The sequence below is a fragment of the Rhodococcus sp. 06-418-5 genome (assembly GCF_002258285.1).
In the GTDB taxonomy this organism is placed as follows: Bacteria; Actinomycetota; Actinomycetes; order Mycobacteriales; family Mycobacteriaceae; genus Rhodococcoides.
On the sequence record NZ_NOYE01000025.1, the window covers coordinates 121,491 to 146,950 of the forward strand.

General features: G+C 65.2%; 25 protein-coding genes. 12 read left to right on the forward strand and 13 right to left on the reverse strand.

Translation table 11 applies throughout. The features are described from left to right. Positions 1-44 precede the first annotated feature (44 nt). A complete protein-coding gene (locus CH274_RS19180) occupies positions 45-1,244 on the reverse strand; it encodes a PucR family transcriptional regulator (RefSeq protein ID WP_230596811.1) in 1,200 nt (399 codons plus the stop codon). Between the two features lie 367 nt (positions 1,245-1,611). On the opposite strand from CH274_RS19180, the gene CH274_RS19185 reads away from it, so the two are divergent. Together CH274_RS19185 and CH274_RS19190 are read left to right on the forward strand one after the other, a co-directional pair. Then, on the forward strand, positions 1,612-2,517 hold the full coding sequence (locus CH274_RS19185) for an acyl-ACP desaturase (RefSeq protein WP_094631196.1): 906 nt from the start codon (positions 1,612-1,614) through the stop codon (positions 2,515-2,517). 153 nt (positions 2,518-2,670) lie between these two features. Continuing rightward, positions 2,671-3,531, forward strand: a complete 861-nt coding sequence (locus CH274_RS19190) for a universal stress protein (RefSeq protein WP_094658510.1) — start codon at positions 2,671-2,673, stop codon at positions 3,529-3,531. Here CH274_RS19190 and CH274_RS19195 read toward each other — a convergent pair. The 3 genes from CH274_RS19195 to CH274_RS19205 are packed head-to-tail and all read right to left on the reverse strand — an operon-like array spanning position 3,524 to position 5,208. Next, positions 3,524-3,850 carry a cupin domain-containing protein gene (locus CH274_RS19195; protein ID WP_032395790.1) on the reverse strand — a complete coding sequence of 109 codons (327 nt, stop codon included), beginning with the start codon at positions 3,848-3,850 and terminating at the stop codon, positions 3,524-3,526. The genes CH274_RS19190 and CH274_RS19195 overlap by 8 nt on opposite strands. A 54-nt stretch (positions 3,851-3,904) precedes the next feature. Further along, entirely contained in the window at positions 3,905-4,411 is a 507-nt protein-coding gene (locus CH274_RS19200; RefSeq protein WP_094658512.1) for a dihydrofolate reductase, read from the reverse strand. Then, complete coding sequence (locus CH274_RS19205; RefSeq protein WP_045200242.1) at positions 4,408-5,208, reverse strand: thymidylate synthase; 801 nt, start codon at positions 5,206-5,208, stop codon at positions 4,408-4,410. Before CH274_RS19205 ends, CH274_RS19200 begins: the two co-directional genes overlap by 4 nt. Positions 5,209-5,237: 29 nt before the next feature. On the opposite strand from CH274_RS19205, the gene CH274_RS19210 reads away from it, so the two are divergent. Next, positions 5,238-6,104 (forward strand): DNA-formamidopyrimidine glycosylase family protein, encoded by an 867-nt coding sequence (locus CH274_RS19210; protein ID WP_094631198.1) that lies wholly within the window; start codon positions 5,238-5,240, stop codon positions 6,102-6,104. Here CH274_RS19210 and CH274_RS19215 read toward each other — a convergent pair. Continuing rightward, complete coding sequence (locus CH274_RS19215) at positions 6,097-7,641, reverse strand: carboxylesterase/lipase family protein (RefSeq protein WP_094658514.1); 1,545 nt, start codon at positions 7,639-7,641, stop codon at positions 6,097-6,099. The genes CH274_RS19210 and CH274_RS19215 overlap by 8 nt on opposite strands. A gap of 74 nt (positions 7,642-7,715) precedes the next feature. On the opposite strand from CH274_RS19215, the gene CH274_RS19220 reads away from it, so the two are divergent. The 5 genes from CH274_RS19220 to CH274_RS19240 all read left to right on the forward strand — a co-directional run bounded on the left by CH274_RS19220 (position 7,716) and on the right by CH274_RS19240 (position 12,998). Further along, positions 7,716-8,276, forward strand: a complete 561-nt coding sequence (locus tag CH274_RS19220) for a molybdenum cofactor biosysynthesis protein (protein ID WP_032395786.1) — start codon at positions 7,716-7,718, stop codon at positions 8,274-8,276. 152 nt (positions 8,277-8,428) lie between these two features. After that, positions 8,429-9,820 carry a GntP family permease gene (locus tag CH274_RS19225; RefSeq protein WP_032396252.1) on the forward strand — a complete coding sequence of 464 codons (1,392 nt, stop codon included), beginning with the start codon at positions 8,429-8,431 and terminating at the stop codon, positions 9,818-9,820. Positions 9,821-9,867: 47 nt separating this feature from the next. Further along, positions 9,868-11,088, forward strand: a complete 1,221-nt coding sequence (locus tag CH274_RS19230; RefSeq protein ID WP_256993640.1) for a CaiB/BaiF CoA transferase family protein — start codon at positions 9,868-9,870, stop codon at positions 11,086-11,088. Continuing rightward, complete coding sequence (locus CH274_RS19235) at positions 11,089-12,012, forward strand: hydroxymethylglutaryl-CoA lyase (RefSeq protein ID WP_094658518.1); 924 nt, start codon at positions 11,089-11,091, stop codon at positions 12,010-12,012. Beyond that, the gene (locus tag CH274_RS19240; protein ID WP_094658519.1) at positions 12,009-12,998 is read left to right on the forward strand and encodes a 2-hydroxyacid dehydrogenase; all 990 of its coding nucleotides are present in this window, start codon (positions 12,009-12,011) and stop codon (positions 12,996-12,998) included. The genes CH274_RS19235 and CH274_RS19240 overlap by 4 nt, the downstream gene beginning before the upstream one ends. Here CH274_RS19240 and CH274_RS19245 read toward each other — a convergent pair. Both CH274_RS19245 and CH274_RS19250 read right to left on the reverse strand, forming a co-directional pair. Beyond that, on the reverse strand, positions 12,986-13,762 hold the full coding sequence (locus CH274_RS19245) for an IclR family transcriptional regulator (protein ID WP_094631204.1): 777 nt from the start codon (positions 13,760-13,762) through the stop codon (positions 12,986-12,988). The two genes, CH274_RS19240 and CH274_RS19245, sit on opposite strands and share 13 nt — an antisense overlap. Positions 13,763-13,778: 16 nt before the next feature. Continuing rightward, complete coding sequence (locus tag CH274_RS19250) at positions 13,779-14,366, reverse strand: TMEM175 family protein (protein ID WP_094658521.1); 588 nt, start codon at positions 14,364-14,366, stop codon at positions 13,779-13,781. Positions 14,367-14,404: 38 nt separating this feature from the next. On the opposite strand from CH274_RS19250, the gene CH274_RS19255 reads away from it, so the two are divergent. Further along, positions 14,405-15,811, forward strand: coding sequence for an APC family permease (locus CH274_RS19255; protein ID WP_094645657.1), 1,407 nt, complete (start codon positions 14,405-14,407; stop codon positions 15,809-15,811). On the opposite strand, the gene CH274_RS19260 is transcribed toward CH274_RS19255, so the two are convergent. Continuing rightward, entirely contained in the window at positions 15,805-17,247 is a 1,443-nt protein-coding gene (locus CH274_RS19260; protein ID WP_094658523.1) for a dihydrolipoyl dehydrogenase family protein, read from the reverse strand. The genes CH274_RS19255 and CH274_RS19260 overlap by 7 nt on opposite strands. A gap of 29 nt (positions 17,248-17,276) precedes the next feature. Between CH274_RS19260 and CH274_RS19265 the strand changes: the two genes are divergently transcribed. Next, positions 17,277-18,035, forward strand: coding sequence for an SDR family oxidoreductase (locus tag CH274_RS19265; RefSeq protein WP_032395778.1), 759 nt, complete (start codon positions 17,277-17,279; stop codon positions 18,033-18,035). Between the two features lie 15 nt (positions 18,036-18,050). Here the strand turns inward: CH274_RS19265 and CH274_RS19270 are convergent, their stop codons facing one another. From CH274_RS19270 to CH274_RS19280, 3 genes are read right to left on the reverse strand one after another with little or no spacing between them, the layout of a single operon-like run. Continuing rightward, positions 18,051-18,296: a DUF2630 family protein gene (locus tag CH274_RS19270; protein WP_032395777.1), complete on the reverse strand. Its 246-nt coding sequence runs from the start codon at positions 18,294-18,296 to the stop codon at positions 18,051-18,053. Between the two features lie 16 nt (positions 18,297-18,312). Continuing rightward, the gene (locus tag CH274_RS19275; RefSeq protein WP_094658525.1) at positions 18,313-19,560 is read right to left on the reverse strand and encodes a hypothetical protein; all 1,248 of its coding nucleotides are present in this window, start codon (positions 19,558-19,560) and stop codon (positions 18,313-18,315) included. After that, positions 19,557-20,321, reverse strand: coding sequence for a crotonase/enoyl-CoA hydratase family protein (locus tag CH274_RS19280; protein WP_032395775.1), 765 nt, complete (start codon positions 20,319-20,321; stop codon positions 19,557-19,559). The genes CH274_RS19275 and CH274_RS19280 overlap by 4 nt, the downstream gene beginning before the upstream one ends. Positions 20,322-20,382: 61 nt before the next feature. On the opposite strand from CH274_RS19280, the gene CH274_RS19285 reads away from it, so the two are divergent. Next, positions 20,383-20,985 carry a TetR/AcrR family transcriptional regulator gene (locus tag CH274_RS19285; RefSeq protein WP_094658761.1) on the forward strand — a complete coding sequence of 201 codons (603 nt, stop codon included), beginning with the start codon at positions 20,383-20,385 and terminating at the stop codon, positions 20,983-20,985. Next, positions 20,972-22,588 (forward strand): acyl-CoA dehydrogenase family protein, encoded by a 1,617-nt coding sequence (locus CH274_RS19290; RefSeq protein ID WP_094658527.1) that lies wholly within the window; start codon positions 20,972-20,974, stop codon positions 22,586-22,588. The genes CH274_RS19285 and CH274_RS19290 overlap by 14 nt, the downstream gene beginning before the upstream one ends. Positions 22,589-22,598: 10 nt before the next feature. On the opposite strand, the gene CH274_RS19295 is transcribed toward CH274_RS19290, so the two are convergent. Beyond that, positions 22,599-23,609, reverse strand: coding sequence for a hypothetical protein (locus tag CH274_RS19295; protein ID WP_094658529.1), 1,011 nt, complete (start codon positions 23,607-23,609; stop codon positions 22,599-22,601). 124 nt (positions 23,610-23,733) lie between these two features. Next, the gene (gene pgi, locus CH274_RS19300) at positions 23,734-25,383 is read right to left on the reverse strand and encodes a glucose-6-phosphate isomerase (protein WP_094658763.1); all 1,650 of its coding nucleotides are present in this window, start codon (positions 25,381-25,383) and stop codon (positions 23,734-23,736) included. Positions 25,384-25,460: the final 77 nt, after the last annotated feature.

Below are 25,460 nucleotides of genomic sequence, written 5' to 3' on the forward strand. Positions count from 1 at the left end.
ACGCTACCTGCCGTCGGGTCGAGAAACCGGTCGGAGTTCTCAGATCACGCTGCGCCGCGCGAGGATTCGAGGCGTCGGGCCACCAGGGCGGCCTGCAGGTGTCGGATACCCGAGGGACGGGTCGGGTCGAACCCGGTGAGCTGGGCGATCCGCTTGAGGCGGTAATCGACGGTGTTGGTGTGCAGGTGGAGCTGGCGTGCGGACCGCTGACGGTTCAGATCGTGGGAGATGTGGATCTCGAGGGTCTCGAGCAGCTCCGGCGACGAGTCGAGTGGCTCGAGGATCTGGGTCAGGTGGCGACGGCCGGGTCCCGGTCGCGTGAGCTGGTATTCGAGCACGAGGTCGTCCATGCGGTACAGCCCGGACGGACGGTGCAGCTGGTGCGCCAACGACAGCAGTTCGTGGACCTGATCGGCTGCGGTGGGGATGTCGGCGGTAGCGGCCTGCTCGGCGGTGACGGTGACGGGAACCTCGGCGGCGGTACCGATGCGGTGCACCAGGGCCTCGACCCACTCTTCGTCGTGAACACCCGGGATCAGCACGGTGCCGCCTTCGGTGCTCAGCAGAGACAGGGGAGTGCGACCGCAGATCGTGGCCAATTCGGCCTGAACGCGGCGCAGCTTTCGACGGGCGGCGACGGTCTTCTGGATGTTGGGGTCGTTCTCGTCGGGGTGTGGCGGCACCGAGATGGCGAGCACGAGGTAACTGTCGGCGAGCTCGATGCCGGACTGACGGGCCATCGACACCGCATTGTGGCCGCTGAGCAGCGAGGTCACCAGGGTGTGCGCTGCCGTGTGATGCTCACTGGCCACCGATTGGAGTTCCTCGACGTAGCTCTTGCTGGCCGCGATGGACACCTTCTCCGACAGCAGCACGAACATCCGCGCGGCCTCGATCAGCTGGGCGGCGTCGCCTTCACCTGCCCGCTTGGACACGAGATTCCAGCCGATCTGGATGCCCTCGTGGTAGACGCTGAGCACGGACTCGAGGGGCACACCCTCGCGCGCCCACTGACTGGCCTTGGCGCGGAGTTCGGCCAGGTCGGACTCCGCCGGAGCACGTCTTTCGTCGAGCATCTGCACGGCGATACTGATGCACTTGACGGTGAATTCGGTGACGTCGCCGTGGAGCTGTTCGCCCGGCAACGACCCGCAGGGGGTGTTGGCGGCGAAGTGCCCCACGAGGAGCCGAGCCACCGCGCGGAAGTCGCGAAGAGGAGCCGACGCAGGCTGACCCGCGACCATGATTCCGAGGCTAGTCGAGTTGTGAACGGTCACAGATCAACCCTTCGTGTTGGATTCTTCAGGTCTCGAGAAAGCAAACTCACTCACGCGTATCGACGCGCTTCCACGGCTCAATGTATGCAATCCCCGACGAAACCGCGGCGTTTTCGTACTTCAAGTTTGTTTCCGGGCCTCTAACAGGATCGATCATAGGTTGTTATCAACGCGTGATCCACCATTTCGGCAAAACTCGTTGTGACCTATCTCGAGCGCGTGCCGTGGGCGCTTGCGACTTGCCCTAAACAATCGCCAAGCCGTCCCGACGGACGGGCCGCGCATCTACGTTGATCTCCGTCGGAGTGGGTGTGCGGGCGGCGAAGGGGTGGGTATGCGCAGTGACATCGGGCAGTTCGCGGTTCTGCGAGAACTGCTGCCGAGCATCGAGGCGAATCTCGTTCGTCATCGCGCCGAAGCCGTGCAGTGGGAACCGGCCGACTTCGTTCGGGCCGAGATGTACTGGGGTTCGCGCCCCTCCAGCCTGACCGAGGCCGCCAAGGCGGCATTGGTGACCACTCTGCTTGTAGAGCAGAACATTCCGCTGTACCGGCGCGACACCGCCGCCTCCGAGATCGGGGCCTGGCCGTCGTGGCTCACCGTATGGAGCGAAGAACGAACCAGGCATGCAGTGGCGGTCACCGACTACCTGGTCGCCACCCGCAGCGTCGATCCGATCGCCCTCGGTCGCGCCCGAGCTCAGTGCATGACGGTGGGTTTCGACGCCCCGATGAACGGAGCGCACCTGCTTCGGTCGCTCGCTCAGGTCGCCCTGGACGAGTCGGTTGCGAGCATGTGCCACCGCAACACCGCCGCGCAGTGCCACGATCCGGTGGCCGATCGCCTGCTCGGACGCATCGTCGCCGACCAGGACCTACACGTCCGCTTCTTTTCCGACCTGGTCTCCGCAGCGCTCGAGGTTGCGCCGTCGCTCACCGTCACCGCGATCACCGAGGTCGTCATGAACTTCCAACTGCCGGGCAGCAACCTGCCGGGGTTCGCGCGCAGTGCGATGCTCATCTCGCGTGACGGAATCTACGATCTACGCCGCCACCTCGACGAGGTCCTGCGTCCCTTGCTGGCACAGTGGCGCATCTTCGAGCGCACCGACCTCGGTGCCGGAGCCCGCAGTCGCGACCAACTGGCCGACCATCTCGATCATCTCGACGCGCAGGACACCGCGGTCGAGCTCAGCCGCACGCGAAGCCGAGAGTACGCAAACGCATTGCGCGCCAGCTGACACCACATACCCCGGGGGGTCCGTGGGACCGGTGCCTCTTCGATTCGATTCGAATCGAAGAGGCGCTTCGGCGGGGTCCATCGACTAGCCTGAACTCCTATTCGTCATACGCCCGAGGCCCCGGTTCTCGCGCAACGACCGGAGGCCCGAAACGTGACAGGCTCTCGACCGATCATCGTCGGCATCGACGGATCCGCTGCAGCGGACAAGGCCGTGATCTGGGCGGCGCTCTGTGCTCACCGACGCGATCGGCGATTGCACATCGTGACGGCCGTGGACATGCCGGGTGTGGTCGACCTGAGCGAATTCGCCGGAGAAGCAACCGAATTCGTGGCCACGGCCAAATCCAGATTGGTGGCGGCGGAAACTCTGGCGGCACTGGTGGTCGACGATCCGGCGTTCGAGGTGACCTCCAGTGCCGTCGAGGGCGGTGTGATGGACGTTCTCATCGGGGTCTCTGCTCAGGCCGAGCTCCTGGTGATCGGGGCGAGCGAAACCGGTGCTGTCACACTCTCGTTGGCTGCTCACAGCGTCTCTCCTGTCGCGGTGGTGCGAGGCCGTGACATCGACGGTCGGCCGGTCGCCGAGGGGCCGGTCGTCGTCGGTATCGACGGCTCGGAGGTCAACCAGGCTGCGGTCGAGTGGGCGTTCGTCGAAGCATCGGCCCGCGGAGCCGTGCTGATCGCGGTGCACGTGTGGTCGGATGTCGATCTGACCCAGTCGTTCGGCCGTGCACCCAAGGACTGGCAGGCCATCGCCGACGGTGAGGAGGCTCTGCTGGCGGAGAGCCTCGCCGGCTGGCAGGAGAGGTTCCCGGACGTCGAGGTGCAGCGCATCGTCGCTCAGGACCGTCCGGTGAGGATTCTGAGCGGACTGTCCGAAACCGGAGCGTTGATCGTGGTGGGCAATCGGGGGCGCGGTGGATTCGGTGGAATGCTCTTGGGCTCCACGAGTTTCGCGCTCGTCAACACCGCGGACTGCCCGGTGCTGGTCGTGCGTAAGTCCCTTACATAGCGACGGTCAGCAGAAAGCTCACGTCTTCGAGGGCCTCGACGCTGTGGCGGGCGTCGGGGATGACGAGAAGGTCGCCGGTCGAACCCTTCCAGGAGCGTTCGCCGGAGATCAGTTCCAGCTTGCCGCTGAGCACCAGGACGGTCGACTCGCCGGAGAGGTCGTGTTCGGCCAGTTTGTTACCGGCGGCCAGCGCCACGACCGTCTGCCGTAGGTGGCGTCGGTGACCGCCGTAGACCGTCTGCGAACTGCGGCCACTCGACGCGCCGACTGCAAGCTTGAGCTGTTGGCGGGCAAGGGCGGTGAGTGACTTCTTGTCCATGATCGTCAGTATGACGCACCACTCGCAGTCGCGACGGGGGAATCCTGAACGCGCTCAGGAAGGTTGGGTAGGCTTTCCGTACTCGACCCAGCGGAATCGGGTGCCGTCGACCCGGCTGCTCTGCCAGTCGCCCGCCCTGGCGACCCAGCCGTCGGGAATCTCCGGAGCACTCGTATCGCCCACGACGTCGAGATCGACCTCGGTCACCTCCAGGTGGGTCGCGATATCCATTGCACTGCGATAGATTTCGCCGCCCCCGATGACCCACACCGGGTCGGAATCGGCGAGCGCGATCGCGTCGGCGACGCTGTGTGCCACCTCCGCGCCCTCGGCCGACCACGATGCGTTGCGCGTGACGACGATGTTCCGACGCCCGGGCAGCGGCCGGAACTTCGCGGGAAGTGAATCCCAGGTCTTGCGGCCCATGACGACGGCATGACCGCCCGTCACGGCGCGAAAGTGTGCCAGGTCCTCGGGAATGTGCCAGGGGATACCGCCCCCGTCCCCGATGGTTCCCGTGGTGCTCTGCGCCCAGATCGTGCCGACGAACGGAGCACTCACACCGCTACCGGGGCCTTGATCGCCGGGTGGTGCCGGTAGCCCACGATCTCGATGTCCTCGTAGGTGTAGTCGAAGATCGAATCCCGTTGCGCCAGTTTCAGAGTGGGGTAGGGGTATGCCTCGCGCGAGAGCTGCTCGGTGACCTGATCGCGGTGGTTGTCGTAGATGTGGCAATCGCCGCCGGTCCAGACGAACTCGCCGACCTCGAGACCGGTCTGCGCCGCCACCATGTGCGTGAGCAGCGCATAGCTCGCGATGTTGAACGGCACTCCGAGGAACATGTCCGCACTGCGCTGATACAGCTGGCACGAGAGCTTGCCGTCGGCCACGTAGAACTGGAAGAACGCGTGGCACGGCGGCAGCGCCATTCGCGGGATCTCGCCGACGTTCCAGGCCGAGACGATCATCCGCCGCGAATCCGGGTCGGTCTTCAAGGTCTCGATGACCTGGCTGATCTGGTCGATGTGCTCGCCCGACGGGGTGGGCCACGATCGCCACTGCACTCCGTAGACGGGGCCGAGCTCGCCGTCGGGAGCAGCCCACTCGTCCCAGATGCTCACACCGTGTTCCTGCAACCACGTGGCGTTCGAATCCCCACGCAGGAACCACAGCAACTCGTAGACGATGGATTTGAGATGGACCTTCTTGGTGGTGATCAGCGGGAAGCCCGCGGCCAGGTCGAAGCGCATCTGATGCCCGAACACGCTGGTGGTGCCGGTTCCGGTTCGGTCGGATTTCGCCGTCCCGGTATCGAGGATGTGGCGCAGCAGATCTTCGTACGGAGTCGGAACCATCACGACGGTCATCGTAGCTGCATACTGGGTACATGCCGGAATTACCCGAGGTGGAAGCCCTTGCCGGCTTTCTGCGCGAGCATGCCGTCGGTGCGGTGATCGGTCGCATCGACATCGCTGCACTGAGCGTTCTCAAGACGTTCGATCCGCCGATCACCGAGCTGCAGGGCAAGGACGTCACCGATGCCGCCCGCTTCGGGAAGCATTTGGCACTTCGCGCCGGTGACCTCTGGCTGATCACCCATCTCTCTCGCGGGGGATGGTTGCGGTGGGTGGACAATCCCAGCGTCGCTCCGCCAAAGCCGGGCAAAGGACCCTTGGCGCTGCGGATCCATTTCTTCACCCCCGAGGGAGCGACGCCCGCCATCGATCTCACCGAGGCGGGTACCAAGAAGCGGCTGGCGGTGTGGGTGGTGCGCGACCCGCAACAGGTTGCGAGCATCGCCCGGCTCGGTCCGGACGCGCTGACGGTCACCGAGCTCGAATTCGCCGAGATCCTCGCAGGCACCACCGCGCGACTGAAGACCTCGTTGGTGGATCAGTCGCTGTTGGCAGGCATCGGCAATGCCTACTCGGACGAGATACTGCACGTAGCGAAGCTCTCGCCCTTCGCGTCGTCGAGCAAGCTCGATCCCGAATCCGTCGCGACGCTCTACGCGGCGATGCGATCGGTTCTGTCCGACGCGGTGACCCGCTCGGCCGGGCAGGATGCGGCGCGTCTGAAGGGGGAGAAGCGATCGGGGATGCGTGTACACGCCAGGACCGGACTTCCGTGCCCGGTGTGCGGCGACCCGGTACGTGAAGTCGCCTACGTCGATCGCTCTTTTCAGTACTGCGCGACGTGCCAGACGGCCGGCAAGATTCTCGCCGACCGTCGCATGTCGCGACTGCTCAAGTGACGGGTTCGAGCTTCTGGCTGTCGTAGCCCCGGTAGCCTTCCCATGCCTTGCGCCGGTCGCTCCGTGGGTCCTTCTGTACCCGGGTGCGGGTGTCGAAGATCAATGTCCGACGCGAGTCCTCGTCGTACGCCGGCCACGTGTCCAATGGTTTTCCGTTGGTGGCGAACGCAATCCAGTTCGACTGCACCTGCTCGGTGACCTCGGCGAAGGCCTTTCGTCCACCCGTGAGTGTGAGCGCCTTGCCGAAGAGGGTCTCGTTGATGCCGAACACGGCGAACAACTCGAATCCGTGGGTGGCGTCGAGGCCGACCACCTTCATCGATCGCGGAGCGAAATCGAAGCGGTAGAAGTACGTGGGTGCGTGACGCGAATGTCCCTCGGCCACTTCGAGAGACGGCTTCCAGAAGGTGAAGTCGCCGCCGAAGTCGATGGCCGACCGCTCACTGGGGTAGCCGCGATAGCCTGCGGTGACCACGGCCTCGGCGTCGGGATCGGTGAGCGAGAACAGCTTGCCGATGCGTTCGGGGTTGGTGGGCAGTGCGTCGAGGAACTTCGGAAACAGTGTTCCCTCACGGGCATTGGTGCCGATGATCAACGGGACGCGGTGCGCGGTGCCCTTCGCGTACGCCTCCACCGGGCTGACCGGCAGGAAATCGCCGTCGATCACGGGTCCGAACGGAAGCAGTCCGGGAGTGCGGTGCAGGGTGGTCAGGCCAAGCTTGGTGCCGGCCCGCCCGAGCCGTAGTACCTCGGCGTTCTCCAGGGTCTCGGCCGCGTTCTCCGCGGTGCCGCCCAGGTAGCCCACGTACTCGCGTGCCCATTGATCGGCACGCTCCTTGGTGGCCGTCATGCCGGGAGCAGAGCTCTCGGAAATGGCCTGTGCGAAAAGGCCTTTCGCAGCGGGAACCGTCATGAGTGTGGTGACCGCATTGCCGCCCGCGGATTCGCCGAAGATGGTGACGTTGTTCGGATCGCCGCCGAAGTTCGCGATGTTGCGCTGCACCCATTCCAGCGCTGCGACCTGATCCCGCAGGCCCAGGTTGGAGTCGAACGGCCGCTCGGGAGTAGAGAACTGGGACATGTCCAGGTAGCCCAGTGCGCCGAGTCGGTAGTTGACCGAGACGTAGATGATGCCGTCGCCGTCCTTCAGCGAGCGGCGCACCAGCGAGCCGCCGCCGTACAGCGGGGTCGCCGAGGTGCCGAGCGTGTAGGCACCACCGTGGATGAACACCATGACCGGGCGCGGGTTCTTGCTCGGTGCGCTCGGGGCCAACACGTTGAGCGTCAGGCAGTCCTCGCTCGACGGCTGGTACTTGCCGACGGCGAGCATCGTGCCGCGCTTGTGCTGAATGGAGGCGTTGCCCCATTCGGTGGCGTCGCGCACGCCCGACCACGGTTGGGTCGGTTGCGGCGCTCGGAAACGAAGCGGTCCGACGGGCGGGGCGGCGTACGGGATGCCGCGCCAGGTGGTCAGGTCGCCCACCGGCTTGCCCTCGATGATGCCGTCGGAGGTGGTCACGCGTGTCGTCACAGCCATGTCGCGAGTGTACTGATCAGTTCTTACCCGCGGGTAAGAACGGATGGAGATCGGTACCGGGCAGACTCGAGGGCATGCTTTTCGAGTATCGCGCCGAGATCGTGCAGTTACTGCGCTCGCCCACACACGCCTACTTCGGTAGATCCAAGGACGGCCCGGCCGAGTCGGCGACGGACCTGCCGACCAGCGTCGAGATCGTGGCGCACAAAGGCATTCGTGGAGATCGGTTCTTCGGCGTGAAGGCACACACCGAGGCGGCGGTGAGCTTTCTGGCCGTCGAGGCCTGGGAGGCCGTCGGCGACGTACTCGGGGTCGATGTGCCCGATCCGTCCGTGGCCAGGCGAAACGTCGTCGTACGCGGGCTGGAGCTCGACCCGTTGCGAGGGCTGGAATTCGAGCTCGATTCCGGTGACGGCTGGATTCGGTTCCGTGGTGGCCGGCCGGCCCATCCGTGCGCGTGGATGGACCGGATGGTGGTGGACGGTGCACGTAAGGCGCTGATCGGTCGCGGCGGACTGCGTGTCGAGCCGCTGTCCGACGGCATCCTGCGGGTCGGGGAACTGCTGGTCCGCTCGCCCGTCGAACTCGATCCCTCTCGGGCCGAGCTCTCGATAAGGCGCGCTCAGCCGATCTGACCTGGCTCTCGGCGGACCTTCGTGGTTCCGTGCTGCCCAGGCTCTTGCTCACGAAGTAAATCTGTGCCCATAATGTGGGTATTGGTGTGATGGATCACATCGAGCCGCATGCGATGGCAGCGGTCACTCTCATTCAGCGGGAAGAATTGCCGATGTCCGATATGTGGATTGTGATCAACACCGTCGTCGCCGTCCTGGCGGTGGTGGTCTTTATCGTTCGTTTTCACTTCAACCCGGTGATCTCGCTGGTGCTCGGGGCCGCGTACCTGGGACTGGCGACGAAGCTCGGAGTCGGCACCACCGTCGACACCATCACCGGCGGCTTCGGCGAGATCATGGCCGAGGTGGGCCTGCTCATCGCCTTCGGTGTGCTGATGGGTTCGGTACTGCAGGAGATGAACGCCATCCAGCGACTCGTCGGCACGTTGCTGCGAACCTTCGGACCCAAGCGGCTGCCGTACGCACTCTCGCTGACCATCGCGACCCTGCTGCAGTCCATCTTCCTCGACGTGCTGCTCGTGATCTCCGCTCCGCTCGCCCGCAACCTCGCTCCGAAGATCGGCAAGTACGGCACAGCGCGAATGGCCACGGCGCTGGCGATCGCGCTCGAATGCGGCATCGTGTTCATGGTCCCCGGTGTCGCGACGCTCGCACTGGCCGGACTGCTCGGGGTGCCGCTGGGCAAGATGATGATCTACGGACTCATCCTGATCGTTCCGGTCGTCGTGCTGTCGGTGGCCGTCATGTCGTTCGTCTTTCGGCACGGATGGTGGAACGAGGAGAAGGACGAGCAGCAGATCGTCGTGGTCCCAGAGCCTGTGGTCCCGGAGCCTGCCGATTCCGGCGACGAGCCTCTCGAAACCGGAGGTGGCGTAGCCCAGAAGGTGCGCACCGAGAAGCAGACGTCGCTGCTGGTGTTGCTCTCGCCGCTGCTGCTCGCGCTCGTCCTCATTGCCATCGGAGCCGTACTCGAAGTCGCCGAGATCTCGATTCCCGTCGTCGAGTTCATTGCCAGCCCGGTCATCGCGCTGCTCATCGGCTTGGTGGGAACGTGCCTCATCGGTCGCTACCACGTCGGACAGGCTCGGGTGGAGAAGGCTCTCGCCCGTGGCTTCGCCGAGAGCGGTCAGATACTGATCCTCACGGGCGTCGGTGGATCGCTCGCGGCCGTCATCAACGAGGCGGGTCTCGGCGACATCCTCGGCCAATACTTCACGGCGAGCACCGCAGCGCCGCTCCTGATGGTGTGGGTCATCGCGGCCGCATTGCACATCGCCGTGGGATCGGTGACGATCTCCGCCATCACCTCGGCCGGCATTCTCGCCCCGGTCGCTCCGCTGATCGGTCTCGACCCGGTGTTCATCGCACTCGCCGCCGGTGCCGGATCGTTGTTCGCCGTCCACGTCACCAGCAACACCTTCTGGCTCCTGCAGTCCTTGATGGGCCAGTCGACCCGAGGCACACTCAAGACGTGCTCGGTGGGCGTCTCGGTGGCATCGGTCATCGCCATCGCGTTGATCGTGCCGATGAGCTGGATCCTGTGAGCCCAGATTCCATGAACCCTGATTCCGGGAGTATCGAAAGGAACACGATGGCACTGCCGCTCAGCGGAGTTCGAGTTCTCGAACTCGGCAACTACATAGCCGCCCCTACTGCGGCGCGCATGCTCGCCGATTTCGGTGCCGAGGTCATCAAGGTCGAACGGCCGGGAACCGGCGACGAACTACGCAACTGGCGGCTCTACTCCGGCACAACGTCGATGCTCTATCGCACGATCAACCGCAACAAGAAATCGATCGTGCTGGACCTGCGTACCGAACAGGGCCGCAAGGACGTCGTCGACCTCGCAGCGAAATGCGACATCGTGCTCGAGAACTTCCGGCCCGGCACGCTGGAGAAATGGGGTATCTCGCCGGAAGTGCTCAGCGCAGCCAACCCCGAATTGATCATCACGCGCATCTCGGCCTTCGGCCAGACGGGCCCCATGTCGCAGCGACCCGGATTCGCCGCTGTCGCAGAGGCGTACGGCGGCTTTCGCAATCTCGTGGGTGACCCGGATCGGCCACCCGTCCGGGTCGGGGTCTCGATCGGGGACTCCATCGCCGGGCTGTACGCGGCGTTCGGATGCGTCATGGCCCTGTTCCAACGGCAGACCCAGCGCGCGGCGCAGGCCTCGGACGGGCAGTCTCCGCTGTCGCTGGCACAGCGTTCCATCGATGTGGCGCTGAACGAATCGATTCTGTCGATGATGGAATCGCTGATTCCGGACTACCTGGCCTACGGTGTCGAACGCGAGCGCACGGGCGGCCGAATGGAAGGCATCGCACCCTCGAACGCGTACCCGTGCAACGACGGACACTCGATCATCATCGCCGGCAACGGCGATGCGATCTTCCAGCGCTACATGGAGACCATCGATCGTCCCGATCTGGGAGCCGACCCGGACCTGGCGTCCAACGCCGGTCGGTGGCGTCGACGCGACGAGTTGGACGCCGCGATCTCGGCGTGGACCGGGTTGCACTCGCGCGAGCAGGCGTTGAAGATTCTCGACGCCGCCGGGGTGCCGTCGGGTCCGATCTACACCGCGGCGGACATCGTCGCCGACGAACAGTACGCCGCCCGCAACATGATTCAGCACTTCTCGGTCGACACCGGAGGTGACGAGCCCACCGACGTCGGATTTGTCGGCGTCGTCCCGCTGATCGGTGACGCGTCCCTGCCGATTCGTTCGGTCGGACCGGATCTGGGCGAACACACCAGGGAAGTACTGTCGACTCTGCTCGGCCGCACCGACGAAGAGATGAGCCTCTAGATGTACCGATTCGCTCCCGCCGCAGAGCTTCGCGACGTCACGATGCGCGACGGTCTGCAGCTCACCGGCAAGATGCTCGCCACCGAACGAAAGCTCGAGATCATCAGAGCGCTCATCGAACTCGGCGTGCCCTCGCTCGAGATCGGCTCGATGGCTCGGGGTGACAAGGTGCCGCCGATGGCCAACACGCTCGAGGTGATCGGTGAGCTCACCGCCGCCGAACTCGCTCGATGCTGGGTGTGGGTCGCCACTCCACGTCACATCGAAAAGGCCGCTGCCGCCGGAGCTCGCAACTTCCAGTACTGCTTCTCCGCCTCGGACTCGCACAATCAGGCCAACATCGGCCGTACCACCGAGGTGTCCCTGGCTGCGATGCCCGACGCCGTCGACATCACTCGATCGGTCGGCGGTGAGATAGAGCTCTGCATCGCGACCTCCTTCACCTGCCCCTTCGAGGGGCAGGTGCCGCCGGACCGGGTCATCGAGATCGCCAACGACGAACGAGCAACCGGTGCAACGGATATCGTCATCTGTGACACCCTCGGGCAGGCGGTACCGGTACAGGTACAGTCGCTGATCTCGCGGGTCCGCGAGGAAACCCCCGACCGCAGAGTGGTGTTCCACGGACACGACACCTGGGGCCTGGGCGTCGCGAACACCCTCGCGGCGATCTCGGCCGGTGCCACGATGGTCGACGGTTCACTGGGCGGACTGGGCGGATGCCCCTTCGCTCCTGGGGCCAGCGGCAACACCTCGTCGGAGGACATTCTCTTCGCGACACGGCCGGACTGGTTCGAGCCGGCGACGCTGGCGTCCATGGCGTCCCTCTCGGAGGGGCTGCTCGCCGAGCTGGACGAGCCCATGCGATCGAAGGCCGTTCAGGGTGTCCGGTCCGAGGCGCGCGCCTTCGAGTGGGTCGCATGAGCCGTATCCTCGTCACCACCGAGATCCCGGCACCGGGGATGGACATTCTGCGGGCGGCGGGGGACGTGGACCTGAGAGCGGTCGATCACGAGCAACTGGTCGCCGCCTGCTCCTCCGGTGAGTACTCGGTCGTCGTGTCCCAGTTACGTGATCGGTTCGATGCGGAGTTGCTGGAGACGGCGTCGATCGTCGGGATCTCCAACTACGCCGTCGGATTCGACAACATCGACATCGCCGCCGCGACGCAGCGCGGGATCACCGTCGCCAACACCCCAGGGGTTCTGACGAACTCGACCGCCGACATCGCGATGCTGTTGATACTGTCCACTGCTCGCCGCGCCGTGGAGGCCGATGCATTCGTCCGTTCCGGCTCGTTCACCGGGTGGGAGCCGGAACTGCTTCTCGGCAGCGATGTCTCGGATCGAGTACTGGGATTGGCCGGCTTCGGCCGCATTGCCCGCGCCACCGCTCGCCGGGCACTGGGGTTCGGTATGACGGTGAAGTTCTGTCCGCGCCCGCCCGGTGATCGAGAGGTCTCCGACGACGAGCTCGGTGAGTTCGCGGGTCGCGTCGAGCATGCTTCGTGGGACGAGATCGTCACGACCAGCGATTTTCTGTCCCTGCACGTTCCGCTGTCGGAATCCACCCACCATCTGGTGGACGCCGCAGTACTCGGGGCGATGAAGCCGTCGGCGATCGTGATCAACACCGCGCGAGGACCGGTGATCGACGAGGCGGCTCTGGTGACCGCGCTCCGCGAGGGGACCGTTGCTGCAGCAGGATTGGACGTCTACGAGCGCGAGCCGGCCCTCGAACCCGGCCTGGCCGATCTGCCCAACACGGTATTGCTCCCACATGTGGGGAGCGCGACGGTGTCGGTGCGTTCGGAGATGGCCCGGCTGTGCGCCACCAACGCAGCTGCGATGGTCGGCGGTTCGATGCCTGCGCATCCGGTGAATCCCGACGCCTGGTCTCACGCAGGGTAGCGGCCGCCGAGGGTCCTCGTGATCTGCTCGGCGTGGGAGATCAGCAGATCCACCCAGTCCTCGCACTGCGACTGCGGCATGCGCAGTGTCGGTCCGCTGATGGTGACGGCACCGACGATGTCCGCGGCCGAATCGAACACCGGTGCGGACAGTCCCGACGCTCCGGTCTCGCGCTCGCCGGTGGTGATCGCATAACCGTCGGCTCTGGTCTGCGCCAACAGGGTTCGCATCGTCTCGGCTTCGGTCACCGTCTGCTCGGTCATCGATTCGAGTTCACGGGACAGGACACGCTCGGCCAGGTCGTCGTCCCAGGCCAGCAGGACGCGGCTGGCCGATCCTGCGCTGAGCGGGATCACCTTGCCGACGTACATGTCCCGGCGCAAGGCGTGGCGGGTCTCGGCGATGGCGACGCACACGCGGTAGTTCTGTTCCGGCCGAAAGAAACACGCGGTCTCGGTCGTCAGATCGCGCATGTTCTTGAGCACGGGGTTGACGACCGACAGCACGTCGAGGTCCTTGGTCGCCGTCGCTGCCCAGTAGGCCATCCGCACTCCGATACGGATCCGATCGCCGCCCCGGTCCAGAAATCCTTGCTGCACAAGGTTGGTGACGAGACGCTGCACCGTCGAGGTGGGCAGGCCGGTGGTCTGTTGGATCTCACCGAGCGTCATCGAGGGGCGGTCGAACGAGAAGGCGTCGAGAATCTCGGTGATCTTGCCCAGCACGAGAAGCGGTTGCTGCTTCGACGCGCTCTCGGTACTCACCCGACCAATCTACTCGTCAGACACGGCCGAGGAGGCGGTTGATCGGCGCTGTCAGGAACAGGAGGAGCAGCGACCACAGGCCCAGCGGTGTGAACGCCAGTCCCAGAGCGGCCAGGATGAGAACCGAGGTGATCGCGCCGCTGCGCACGCCGCCGTGACGCGGTGCGTCGTCGGCGACGATGTTCGGATGCCGGGAGACGATCACGTCGGCCGCGAACATCGAGACGACCGACACCGCGATGGTCGCGACGTACAACGGTGCCGCACTGGCGTCGTACCCGCTCTTCTCGGCGATCAACTTGGTGGGGAACGGCAGGAACACGATCGAGAGCAACCAGACGAAGTTCACCCACATCAAACCCTTGGTGTAGCCGACCAGGGCACGGAACACGCGATGATGGCTCAGCCACTGCGAGAAGATGACCAGAAAGCTGAGTACGAATGCGAACAGCTCGACACCGTGGTCACGCAGAATATCGACGAATTGTGCGCTTTCGTCCGGTTCGGCCAGTTCCACCAACGGCAGAATGAGCAGTGTCGCGGCAATCGCGACCACGGCGTCGCTGAAGTTGACGAGTCTGTCGAATCCACGTTCGTATTCCATGTCAGCATTGTGCACTTCGGACGAGTAGCGTCCGAACGATGTCCGATCGACGTACTCTCACCACCGGCCGAGTGGTATTTCTCGTGGTTGCTGCGGCGGCCCCGATGGCGGCCATGATCGGCAACGTGCCGCTGGCCCTGATACGCGGCAACGGTGCCGGTCTGCCTGCGGCCTACGCGATCAGTGCCGTTGTGCTGCTGTGCTTCTCGGTGGGTTTCGCGGCGATCAGTCAGCAGGTGTACAGCACCGGAGCCTTCTATACCTACATCGGTCTCGCACTGGGGAAGCCGCCGGGAGTTGCTGCCGCGTATGTCGCAGTTGTCGCGTATACCTCGCTCGCATGTGGACTTTCGGGTGCGTTCGGCTATTTCACTCACCTGGTGTTCGCCGATTCCGGTATCGACATTCCGTGGTACGTCTTCACGGCTGTCGCTGTCGTGATTGTCGCTTTCCTGGGTTTCAGGAATGCCGATCTTTCCGCGAAGGTGTTGGGAACGCTGATGGTTCTCGAATTCGCTTTTCTGACGGTGTTCAACGTCCTGGTGGTGGGTGAGAAGGGAACCGCGGCGATACCACTGGAATCGTTCACTCCCACGCAGGTGTTCTCCGGATCGCTGGGGATAGCGATGATGTTCGCCTTCTCGAGTTTCATCGGTTTCGAGTCGGCCGCCCTCTACGGAGAGGAAACCAAGGACCCCAGACGCAGCATCCCACGCGCGACGTTCATCGCGGTGTCGCTCATCGCGGTCTTCTACGTACTGACGAGTTGGATCATCGTCGGGGCCGCGGGCGGGGTCGATGCGCCGGTGCTGGCGCAGAGCGAACTGGGCAATCTTCTGTTCACGCTGGCGCAGCAGTACGGAGGAACGGTGCTGTACGACGGTACGGCAGTATTGTTGTGCACCAGCGTGCTCGCGTCGTATCTCGCCGTACACAACGCAGCGAGCCGATATCTGTTCGCCCTCGGGCGTGAGCACGTACTTCCGGCGCGGTTGGGCCGAATTCACCCGCATCACTCGAGCCCGCACATCGGCAGCATCACCGCCTCACTGGTGGCTGCCGTGGCGCTGGCGGTGTTCGCGGTGACCGGTGCCGACCCGTACCTGATCTACGCCGCCGGGGCCATCGGACTCGGAACTCTGGGGGTGATCGCCCTGCAGGCCGCCGCAGCGCTGTCGGTGGTGGTGTTCTTCATCGGCCACCCCGACCGTTCCGTGTGGCGCACCGCTGTCGCCCCCGGCATCGGCTTCGTCGGTTTCATGACCGGATTGATCCTCGCCGGAACGCATTACAGCGTTCTCACCGGTTCCGATTCTGCGGTCGTCAACGCGATACCCGTGGTGTTGATTTTCGCCGCGATCCTCGGTGTCCTGGTGGCTCTGGGCATCAGGAAAGCGGACCCGAAGACCTACGAGGGAATCGCCGCGGCCTACATGCGTCAGTGATCGGCTGTTCTGCGAGCCTCGAGCAGTCTGAGCCAGATTTCGCTGACCGTCGGATACGACGGCACCGCATGCCACAGGTCGTCGATCGAAACCTTGCCGACCACAGCCACAGTGGCTGCGTGGACCAGCTCGGCGACTCCCGGACCGACGAAGGTGGCGCCCACTATCGTGTCGGCGGCGCGGTCGATCACCAGCTGCGCCCGTCCCGAGTAATCGTCCTGCTGCAGAGACGAACCCGCGACGGCGATGTCCTGCGCGACGATCTCGACGTCGATGCCCGCCTCCCTGGCCTTGGCCTCGGTCAGTCCGACGGAGGCCACCTCGAGTGGCGTGAACACCACCTGAGGAATTCGACCGTGATCTGCGATCGCACGGAATCTCTTGCTGTCCAAAGGCTTTCCCTCGGCCCTGGCGGCGATGACGTCGCCGGCCACCCGGCCCTGGTACTTGCCCATGTGCGTCAGCGGAGCTCGTCCGTTGACGTCGCCCACCGCGTAGAGCCACTCGTGGCCGGGAACGTTCAGATGATCGTCGACATCGATGTAGCGCCCCTCCTCGAGTCCGAGGCTCGACAACCCGAGGTCCGCACTCGCCGGAGTACGTCCCGCGGCGACGAGAACTTCGTCGACCGTAATCTCGCTGCCGTCGACGACGAGACCGACCGGGCCACCGTGAATCCGACCGATGCCGGTGTCGGCAGGGTTCTCTCGTGACACGGACTCGAGAGTGGCGTCGAGCATGATGGTGGCACCTCGCGCCGTCAGCGCGTTCGCGACGAGTTCGCCTGCGAACGGTTCGGAAGCGGCGAGCAGCGACGAGCCGCGCACGATCATCGTGACCTTCGCTCCGAGCGAGAGCAACCAGGTGGTCGCTTCCGTCGCGACGACGCCACCGCCGATGACGGCGACGTGGCCGGGGGTCTCGTGAATGTTGGTGGCATCGCGGGAGATCCACGGCCGGGCATCGCGCAGGCCCGGTGTGTTCGGTACCGAGGCAGTGGTTCCGGTGGCGAGGACGACGGCGTGCCGGGCGGTGAGCGTGCGCCCGTCGACCTCGACGGTTCTGTCCCCGGTCAGGCGTCCGTGACCGCGCACGACGGAGATCCCTGCTTTCTCCGCCCACGTCATCTGCGACGAATCGTCGAGGCCGTGGGTGAAGGATTCGCGTCGGGCCAGGACGGCGTCGGCATCGAGGGGCTGATCGCCGACCAGTTCCTTGACCCCCGGCATGTTTCGTGCGGTGTCGAGAACCTCGCTGGGGCGCAGCAGCGCCTTGCTCGGCATGCACGCCCAGTACGAGCATTCGCCGCCGAGCAGTTCGTGCTCGACGATCACGACAGTGCGGTCGCTGCCCTGTGTCGCATACTGAGCGGCGTTCTCGCCGACCGGGCCACCGCCGATGACGATGACATCGAATTCCGAGCTTTCTGAGGCCATTGCTCCACAGTGACATAGGCTCGCCGCTTATGGCGACCACTCGGAACAAGATTCTGATCACCGGAGCGAGCTCGGGGCTCGGCGAGGAAATGGCGCGACGGTTCGCAGGCATGGGCCGGGATCTGGCGCTCTGCGCCCGGCGGGTCGAGCGGCTGGACGACCTTCGTGCGGAGCTGATGCACCACAACCCGAACATCACCGTGGTGGTCCGAGCACTCGACGTCACCGATCACGACGCGGTGGGTGAGGTGTTCGGAAAACTGCGAGACGAATTGGGAGGCCTCGATCGAGTGATCGTCAACGCAGGTCTCGGCAAGGGCGCGAAGATCGGAACCGGCCGCGCCGACGCCAACCTGCAGACCGCGCACACGAACTTCATCGGAGCGCTGTCGCAGGCCGAGGCCGCACTGTCGATCTTCCGTGAGCAGAAACGCGGGCACCTGGTGTTCGTCTCGTCCATCAGCGCCGACCGGGGACTACCGGGGGCCAAGGCGACCTACTCGGCCAGCAAAGCGGCAGTGGCGTCGTTGGGTGAATCGTTGGCCACGGAACTGTCGCGAACCGACATCACCGTCACCACCCTGCTACCCGGGTTCATCGCCACCGACATGTCCGCCAATGCGGGCGACAGTGCCGCTCTCACAGCCACTCTGGACGAGGGGGTGTCGGCGATGGTCGACGCCATCGAGAGCGAGACCCGCCGCGCCGCGCTACCCGGACTCAAGTGGCGGGGCATCGACGCGGCGCTGAGGTTCCTGCCGAATGTGCTGACGGATCGACTGGTGTAGCTCCATGGGCCGGGGTTACTGCAGGTACCCCTCGACCTGGTCGATGCTGTTGGCGGTTGCGGTGTCGGGGTTCTGGCCTGCGTCGATGCGCGCCCGGCGCTGGCGGAGCAGGTCCCAGCACTGGTCGAGGGCGTGCTCGAGGGATGCCAGTTGAGCCTTCTCTGTGTCCGGGTCGATATCGCCCGACTGGGTCTCGGTGCGAAGTTTGTGCTCGGTGGCGATGAGCTGCTGGATCTTGGTGTGGATATCGTGCTCGTTCATGGCGACAACGCTAGACCTACCAGGGTTCGGCGGCCAGGTTCCGTGTCGCCAGGGCTCGGTGTACGGCCGCGGTGAGCTCGGCGGTCGATCCCGCCAGGGCGTTGTCGGTGCACACGAGCGAGAGTGTGTAGTTGCCGTCCAGTCGGGAGAGGTAGGTCGACATCCTGATCGTCGACAGCGCGCCCGACGGGTTCGGATGGATCGCGCGGGTCGCGAGTCCGCACGATCGGTGGGAGCCGAGTGCGTTGATGCCGTCGGGAATGTCGCCGATGTTGGAGCACAACACTTCTCCGCGGCCCGGGGTCGACGTCAGCTTCGCGGCGAGACGGTGGGGGAGCAGCTGGACGATCTCGGGTGGATAGCCTGCCGGGGCCCCGACAGGTTTGCCGAACGCCGCCTTGCACGCTGCTCGGATGGCCGCGGGCGAGTCGTCTCCACGGACGGCGACGGTGGCCATGCCGATGGCGTTGGCATCACCGGACCCGGTACGAAAAGGAATGTCGACGGTCACCGCGGGTGACCCGAGTTCGCTCATCGTGGCGGCGACGATGGAGACGAACAGCGAATTGGCCGATCCACCGACGCGTCGCGCCGTCGAATCCCATTCCGCAGCATCCATATCCACGATCACCGACTGCATTCCGTGCGCGTGGTGTGGCGCGATACCGCCGGGGTCGCCGGTGGTGAACGCCCGCAGTTCGGCGCGGGCCTTCCTGCTGACCCACAATCTGGCCGTCGCCGCGATGGATCGCAGGGCAACGGTGACGATCATCGAGATCGCGTCCTTTACATCCGAGCCCGGATGCAGCGCAGGCGCGGGTGCCGATCCGGAAAAGGCGCGAGCGGCAGAGTCGATCAGTTCCCTGGCATCGGCCAGCGCGTGCGAACACACCAGAGACAGCACGGTGCCGCCGTGTGCAAGGGGCGCGGCCGTCAACCGCCAGCCGGGCCCGTACTGCGGGTCGAGTCGAACGTCTGCCTGCGTATCGGCCCATCCGATGATGTCGTCGACCGGGTCGGTGGCGTAGACGAGCGGAAGCGTCGCGGACGAGATGTCCCATCGAAGCCGTGCCCCGGGTATGCGGGGCTTGCCGACTCGACGGCCGAGCTGCCCGACGGCCAGCTCGTCGTGGATCCTGTCGAGTTCTGCTCGGCTCACCGTCTCGGTGGTGCGCCAGATGCCTTGGAGTGCAATGGGAATTCCGTAGCCGCGGTGGGTCCGGAGAAAGATCTCGTCGATCACCGACAGGCGGGTCGATTTCACGGGCTCGCGGTGCCGTGTCGTCCCGCCCCCGACGCGAACCTGCTCGCGCCGCTGAGCGCGTCGGCGTTGATCGAGATGGCACCGTGTCGGAATTCGTTCCTCAAGGCGGTCTCCTCGTCGAGACCGTCCTGTTCGAGCAGGGACAGTCGATCCTCTCGCATGCACGTCTGCGGCAGCAGGGCGAGTTGAGCAGCCAACGCCTCCGCTTCCGACCGGGCTCGACCCACCGGAACCCTTCTGGTGATCAGACCGATGTTCAACGCTTCCTCGGAGTCGACAGCGCGACCGGTGAGGATCATGTCCATCGCTCGGCCCGTGCCCACGATGCGCGGCAATCGCACTGTGCCGCCGTCGATCAACGGAACTCCCCATCGCCTGCAGAAGACGCCGAACGTGGCGTCGTCCTCGGCGATGCGGAGGTCGCACCACAGAGCGAGTTCCAGTCCGCCCGCGACGGCGTATCCCGACACGGCCGCGATGACCGGCTTGGACAACCGCATTCGCGTCGGGCCCATCGGTCCGTCCCCGTGTTCGGTCGCGTGATTCGAGCGCGGTGTGCCCAGTGCCTTGAGGTCGGCTCCCGAGCAGAACGTGCCGCCCTCGCCCCACAGCACTGCCACCGAGGCTGATTCGTCGGCGTCGAACTCCTCGAACGCCTGGATCAACTCCTGGGCGGTGGGGCCGTCGACGGCATTGCGCGCCTCGGGGCGCGACAGGACGATGGTGGTGACGGGGCCTGAGCGCTCGATCCGTACCGACATGTCAGTGAACGTTACTCGAGTTCTCTTGCGTGAAGCAATGAATCAGTGCTTCAATCCTTGCGTGCCGTATCGACGAACCCCAGCAGTGCAGGCCAGGCTCGACGCCGGTCGCGACAAGCTGTTCGCCGCCGCCATCGAGATCCTCTCGACGCAGGGATATGCAGGCCTGTCGGTGGCCTCGGTCGCCGCGGCAGCAGGAGTGTCCTCGGGCAGCGTCTACACCCATTTCGAGGGGAAAGCAGATCTGGTGGTCGCGATCTTTCGCGAGGTCTGCAGTCGGGAGGTCGCCGCGGTGGTCACCGCGTGCGAGCACGGCAGCGCCGTCGAGCGAGTGACCGCAGTGGTGCAGACCTTCGCCGGACGCGCCCTGAAGAACCGGACGATGGCGTACGCCCTGCTGGCCGAACCGGTCGACCCGGCCGTGGACGCCGAGCGTCTGGTGTTCCGGCAGAAGTTCACCGACGCCTTCGCCGACGCGATCGTGGCGGGCATCGACGCCGGAGAGATCCCCGAGCAGGACGCGGCCATCTCGGCAGCAGCGCTGGTCGGTGCCGTCGGCGAAGTGATGGTCGGCCCGTTGTCCTCGCACGAATCGGTGGATCCAGTACCCAGTCTCGTCGCATTGTCGTTGCGCGCGTTAGGAGTTCGAGATGGACGCGCATGAGGTATTCAACCAGGCCACCGACCTGACGCCCTACGACACCTCCGCGGACCCGTCGTTGCGCGACGGCGTGACGAGGGCAGGCGCAGGCTGGGCACTCGACGAGGTCGGCCGGCTCGGGGCGCTCGCCGGTGGCGTGCAAGCCCAGGAGTGGGGCAGGCTCGCCAACGAGAACCCGCCGGTGCTGAGAACCCACGATCGCTACGGGCACCGAATCGACGAGGTCGAATTCCACCCGCACTGGCACGATCTGATGACCGTTGCCGTCGAGCACGGACTGCACGCCACCCCATGGACCGACGACCGCGTCGGTGCACACGTCGCCCGTGCCGCCAAGTTCTACGTCTGGGGCCAGGCCGAGGCCGGGCACATGTGCCCCATTTCGATGACCTACGCCGTCGTTCCGGCGTTGCGGCACAACCCCTCTCTGGCTGCACAGTACGAGCCGCTGCTGGCGTCGCGGGAATACGACTTCGGTCTGCGGACCCCGTCGAGCAAGCGTGGACTGATCGCGGGCATGTCCATGACGGAGAAGCAGGGCGGATCCGACGTGCGCGCCAACACCACCACGGCCACCCCGTCGTCGGACGGCACCTACTCGATCGTCGGTCACAAGTGGTTCACGTCGGCACCGATGTCGGACATGTTTCTCACCCTCGCGCAGGCACCCGGCGGACTCTCGTGCTTCATGCTGCCGCGCGTGCTGCCCGACGGCACCCGCAACCGAATGATGTTGCAGCGCTTGAAGGACAAGCTGGGCAACAAGTCGAACGCATCCGGGGAGCTCGAATACCACGGGGCCACCGGCTGGCTCGTCGGCGAAGAGGGGCGCGGGGTCCGCACCATCATCGAGATGGTCAACATGACCAGGTTGGACTGCGTCATCGGGTCGGCGGCGGGAATTCGCAACGCCACGGTGCGCGCAGTTCATCATGCGCGTCATCGGGCTGCGTTCGGGGCTGCACTCGTCGATCAGCCGCTGATGCGAAACGTGCTGGCGGACTTGACCATCGAATCCGAGGCCGCCACCGCCGCCATGATCCGCCTGGCTCAGGCCACCGACGGCTCGGCCCGCGGCGACGAGCAGGAGAGCGCACTGCGCCGAATCGCGTTGGCCGTCACCAAGTACTGGGTGTGCAAACGAGCTCCCGCCCACGCCGCCGAGGCCCTCGAATGTCTCGGTGGCAACGGCTACGTCGAGGAATCGGGAATGCCTCGGCTGTTCCGCGAATCGCCGCTGATGTCGATCTGGGAAGGATCGGGCAACGTCGCCGCACTCGATTCCCTGCGGGCACTGGCCCGTCAACCCGACAGTGTCGAGGCGTTCTTCGGTGAGATCGGCCAGGCGGCGGGCGCGGATTCTCGCCTGGACGACGCCATCGCCCGGGTCGGCAAAGAACTCTCCGACACCTCCGACATGGAATACCGGGCCCGCCGAGTCGTCGAACTGATGGCACTGACCTTTCAGGGCGCGCAACTGGTGATGCACGGCAATCCTGCTGTGGCCGACGCCTTCTGCGCCAGTCGACTCGACCGAGACTGGGGCATCGCCTTCGGCACCCTGCCGACAGGAGTCGATACGACGGCGGTGTTGGCTCGGGTGTGATGCTGGGGATTCACGCCCCTCGTGGGAATTCGCACCGCCTGTAGGGTGCGCATATTCCTACGAGCGCCGTGGCCGCGGGGAGGGGGAGTTCGGCGTACCGTCCACTCGGCGGGCCGAGGAGCAACGCACGCCGATAGGCAGCATGGAGCCTGTCGATGATGACATGCGGAGTCGACAAGTCCCGCCAGTCGAATCTGAAGACGGTCCTGCCTTGCTCGGCGAGCCGGTTGTGGCGATTCTTCTCTGCGATGATTGCTTGCCGTGGCTGCGGACCGTACTTGTTTTCCCCGTCGAACTCGGCGATCACCTCGGCCATGTCGGGAAACAGGAAGTCGGTACGGGCGATGCGTCGACCGCCGTCGTCGAAGATCGTCTGATTGGACAGCGGAGTCGACACTGTCTGCAGGATCAGTCGCGATCTACTCTCGCCGACACTGTCGCTGCGTGCACTCATCGCGCCGATAGCTCGTCGAGCGCGTCCAGCACCGCTTCGGTGTTGCGCCGCATCGCACGATTTCTCGAGTTCGTCGATCGTGGTGAGGCCGTGCCGCAATGCCCGATCACCGAGACACACCGCAACGTCGAGTGGATGAGTCCTGGCGACGTCGACGACTGTGCGCGCTGGGCGGGTGACCCGCATACCGTCGAGATGAAGCCACTCGTCGTCGAGTAGATCGGTGCCGTGAAGGAACCGGCGTCGACTTCGCTTGCCCGAGTGGCCGCGACGCGTGGTCATCGTCACCGTGTCCAGCGGTAAGTTCCACACGTCGAGTCCGAGAACCACCGCCGCGGATGCATGACTGAGTACGACGTCGTCGCCGCAATCGACATAGGTCGCCTGAGCCAGGAGCGCATGCTGCTGCGCAGAGTCCAGTGTCGCGAGAACATCCTCTCGAACGAACCAGCCTCTGCGGATTGCAACGATGGACTTGTGTGCGCGTGCCCGTCGAAGGTCGTCATCGGTGAAGCCCGACGCGAATGCATCGGCACGGGTGAAGAGCCCACGTTGGTCGAAGTCCATGCTCGATTGGACGCACGGCTGACCTGTTTGGATCCGCTGAGCGCAATCTACGGCCCGTCCAGGAATCCGCACCGCCTGCAGGGTGCGTAGCTTCCTACTGGGGCCGTAGATCCACCTACCGACCTCAGGCCGAACGACCCCGCTGTGATCGGTACCAGCGCACCAGTGCATCGGTGGATGAATCCGATTGTGCGGCAGGAGCTTCGGCGTCGGTGAGGACCGGCGTCAATTCGAGGGCCTGGGTCTTGCCCAGTTCGACGCCCCACTGGTCGTAGGAGTCGACTCCCCAGACGACACCTTCGACGAAGACCTGGTGTTCGTACAGGGCGATCAACTGACCGACCACCGACGGCGTGAGCTTGGGGGCCAGGATCGAGGTGGACGGGCGGTTGCCGGGCATCACCTTGTGCGGCACCACATCTGCCGGGGTGTCCTCGGCGGCGATCTCCTCGGCGGTCTTGCCGAAGGCGAGCACCTTGGTTTGGGCGAAGAAGTTGCTCATCAGCAGATCGTGCATCGATCCGGTGCCGTCGCGGGTGGGCAGATCGTCGGTGGGTTCGGCGAATCCGATGAAGTCCGCGGGCACCAAACGTGTTCCCTGATGCAGCAATTGGTAGAAGGCATGCTGGCCGTTGGTGCCCGGCTCGCCCCAGAAGATCTCGCCGGTCGGCGTGGTGACGGGGGAGCCGTCGGCCTTGACGGACTTGCCGTTGGACTCCATGGTCAGCTGCTGCAGGTATGCCGCGAAACGGGAGAGATCATTCGAATACGGCAGCACCGCACGGGTTTCCGCGCCGAAGAAGGAGCTGTACCACAGGCCGACGAGGCCGAGCAGAACCGGCGCGTTCTCGGCCAGCGGTGTGCTGCGGAAGTGCTCGTCGATCGCATGGAAGCCGTCGAGGAATTCCCCGAACGCCTCTTTGCCCACAACAGCCATGACCGACAACCCGATTGCCGAATCGACCGAATAGCGTCCGCCGACCCAATCCCAGAAGCCGAACATGTTGGCGGTGTCGATTCCGAAGTCCGCGACCCGCTCGGCGTTGGTGGACACGGCGACGAAGTGCTTGGCGACGGCGTCCTCTCCGAGAGCGTCGACGAGCCAGCGCCTGGCCGCGGTGGCGTTCGTCAGCGTCTCGAGGGTGGAGAACGTCTTGGACGCGATGATGAACAGTGTCGACGCCGGATCGAGTCCGTCGAGCGCGCCGACGAGATCCGCGGGGTCGACGTTGGAGACGAACTTCGCGGAAATGCCCGCGTCGGCGTAGTGCCGAAGCGCGTTGTAGACCATGACCGGTCCGAGATCGGATCCGCCGATGCCGATGTTGACGACGGTGGAGATCTTCTCGCCGGTGGCACCGACCCACTCGCCCGACCGCACCCGGTCGGTGAATTCGCCGATGGCCGTGAGGACTTCGTGTACGTCGGCGACGACATCCTGACCGTCGACGGTCAACGACGCGTCGGCGGGCAGACGCAGTGCGGTGTGCAGTACGGCACGATCCTCGGAAGTGTTGATGTGCTCGCCCGCGAACATCGCGTCGCGCTTGCCTTCGACGTCGGCGGTGCGGGCCAGTTCGACCAGTAATTCGACCGTCTCACGAGTGATGCGGTGCTTGCTGTAGTCGATGTGCAGGTCCGCCGCGTCGAGAGTGAACGTGTGCGCTCGATCGGCGTCCTCGGCGAACAGTTGTCGAAGATGAGTTTCGGCGATCGCGGAATGGTGATCGGTCAGCTTCTGCCAGGCATCCGTGCCGGTGATATCGACGCTCATACGAACCAACAGTAATCCCGTGCCCAGTCGCGCGCGCGTCGTTCTCGTTTGCGCCGGGCGCTGCGGAGGCATCATGG

Bases quoted from the DNA above. Each gene is read 5' to 3' on its own strand.
- CH274_RS19180 (WP_230596811.1), bottom strand. From the start codon at position 1,244: ATGGTCGCGGGTCAGCCTGCGTCGGCTCCTCTTCGCGACTTCCGCGCG.
- CH274_RS19185 (WP_094631196.1), top strand. From the start codon at position 1,612: ATGCGCAGTGACATCGGGCAGTTCGCGGTTCTGCGAGAACTGCTGCCG.
- CH274_RS19195 (WP_032395790.1), bottom strand. From the start codon at position 3,850: ATGGACAAGAAGTCACTCACCGCCCTTGCCCGCCAACAGCTCAAGCTT.
- CH274_RS19210 (WP_094631198.1), top strand. From the start codon at position 5,238: ATGCCGGAATTACCCGAGGTGGAAGCCCTTGCCGGCTTTCTGCGCGAG.
- CH274_RS19215 (WP_094658514.1), bottom strand. From the start codon at position 7,641: ATGGCTGTGACGACACGCGTGACCACCTCCGACGGCATCATCGAGGGC.
- CH274_RS19220 (WP_032395786.1), top strand. From the start codon at position 7,716: ATGCTTTTCGAGTATCGCGCCGAGATCGTGCAGTTACTGCGCTCGCCC.
- CH274_RS19225 (WP_032396252.1), top strand. From the start codon at position 8,429: ATGTCCGATATGTGGATTGTGATCAACACCGTCGTCGCCGTCCTGGCG.
- CH274_RS19230 (WP_256993640.1), top strand. From the start codon at position 9,868: ATGGCACTGCCGCTCAGCGGAGTTCGAGTTCTCGAACTCGGCAACTAC.
- CH274_RS19235 (WP_094658518.1), top strand. From the start codon at position 11,089: ATGTACCGATTCGCTCCCGCCGCAGAGCTTCGCGACGTCACGATGCGC.
- CH274_RS19240 (WP_094658519.1), top strand. From the start codon at position 12,009: ATGAGCCGTATCCTCGTCACCACCGAGATCCCGGCACCGGGGATGGAC.
- CH274_RS19250 (WP_094658521.1), bottom strand. From the start codon at position 14,366: ATGGAATACGAACGTGGATTCGACAGACTCGTCAACTTCAGCGACGCC.
- CH274_RS19255 (WP_094645657.1), top strand. From the start codon at position 14,405: ATGTCCGATCGACGTACTCTCACCACCGGCCGAGTGGTATTTCTCGTG.
- CH274_RS19260 (WP_094658523.1), bottom strand. From the start codon at position 17,247: ATGGCCTCAGAAAGCTCGGAATTCGATGTCATCGTCATCGGCGGTGGC.
- CH274_RS19265 (WP_032395778.1), top strand. From the start codon at position 17,277: ATGGCGACCACTCGGAACAAGATTCTGATCACCGGAGCGAGCTCGGGG.
- CH274_RS19270 (WP_032395777.1), bottom strand. From the start codon at position 18,296: ATGAACGAGCACGATATCCACACCAAGATCCAGCAGCTCATCGCCACC.
- CH274_RS19280 (WP_032395775.1), bottom strand. From the start codon at position 20,321: ATGTCGGTACGGATCGAGCGCTCAGGCCCCGTCACCACCATCGTCCTG.
- CH274_RS19290 (WP_094658527.1), top strand. From the start codon at position 20,972: ATGGACGCGCATGAGGTATTCAACCAGGCCACCGACCTGACGCCCTAC.
- CH274_RS19295 (WP_094658529.1), bottom strand. From the start codon at position 23,609: ATGGACTTCGACCAACGTGGGCTCTTCACCCGTGCCGATGCATTCGCG.
- pgi (WP_094658763.1), bottom strand. From the start codon at position 25,383: ATGAGCGTCGATATCACCGGCACGGATGCCTGGCAGAAGCTGACCGAT.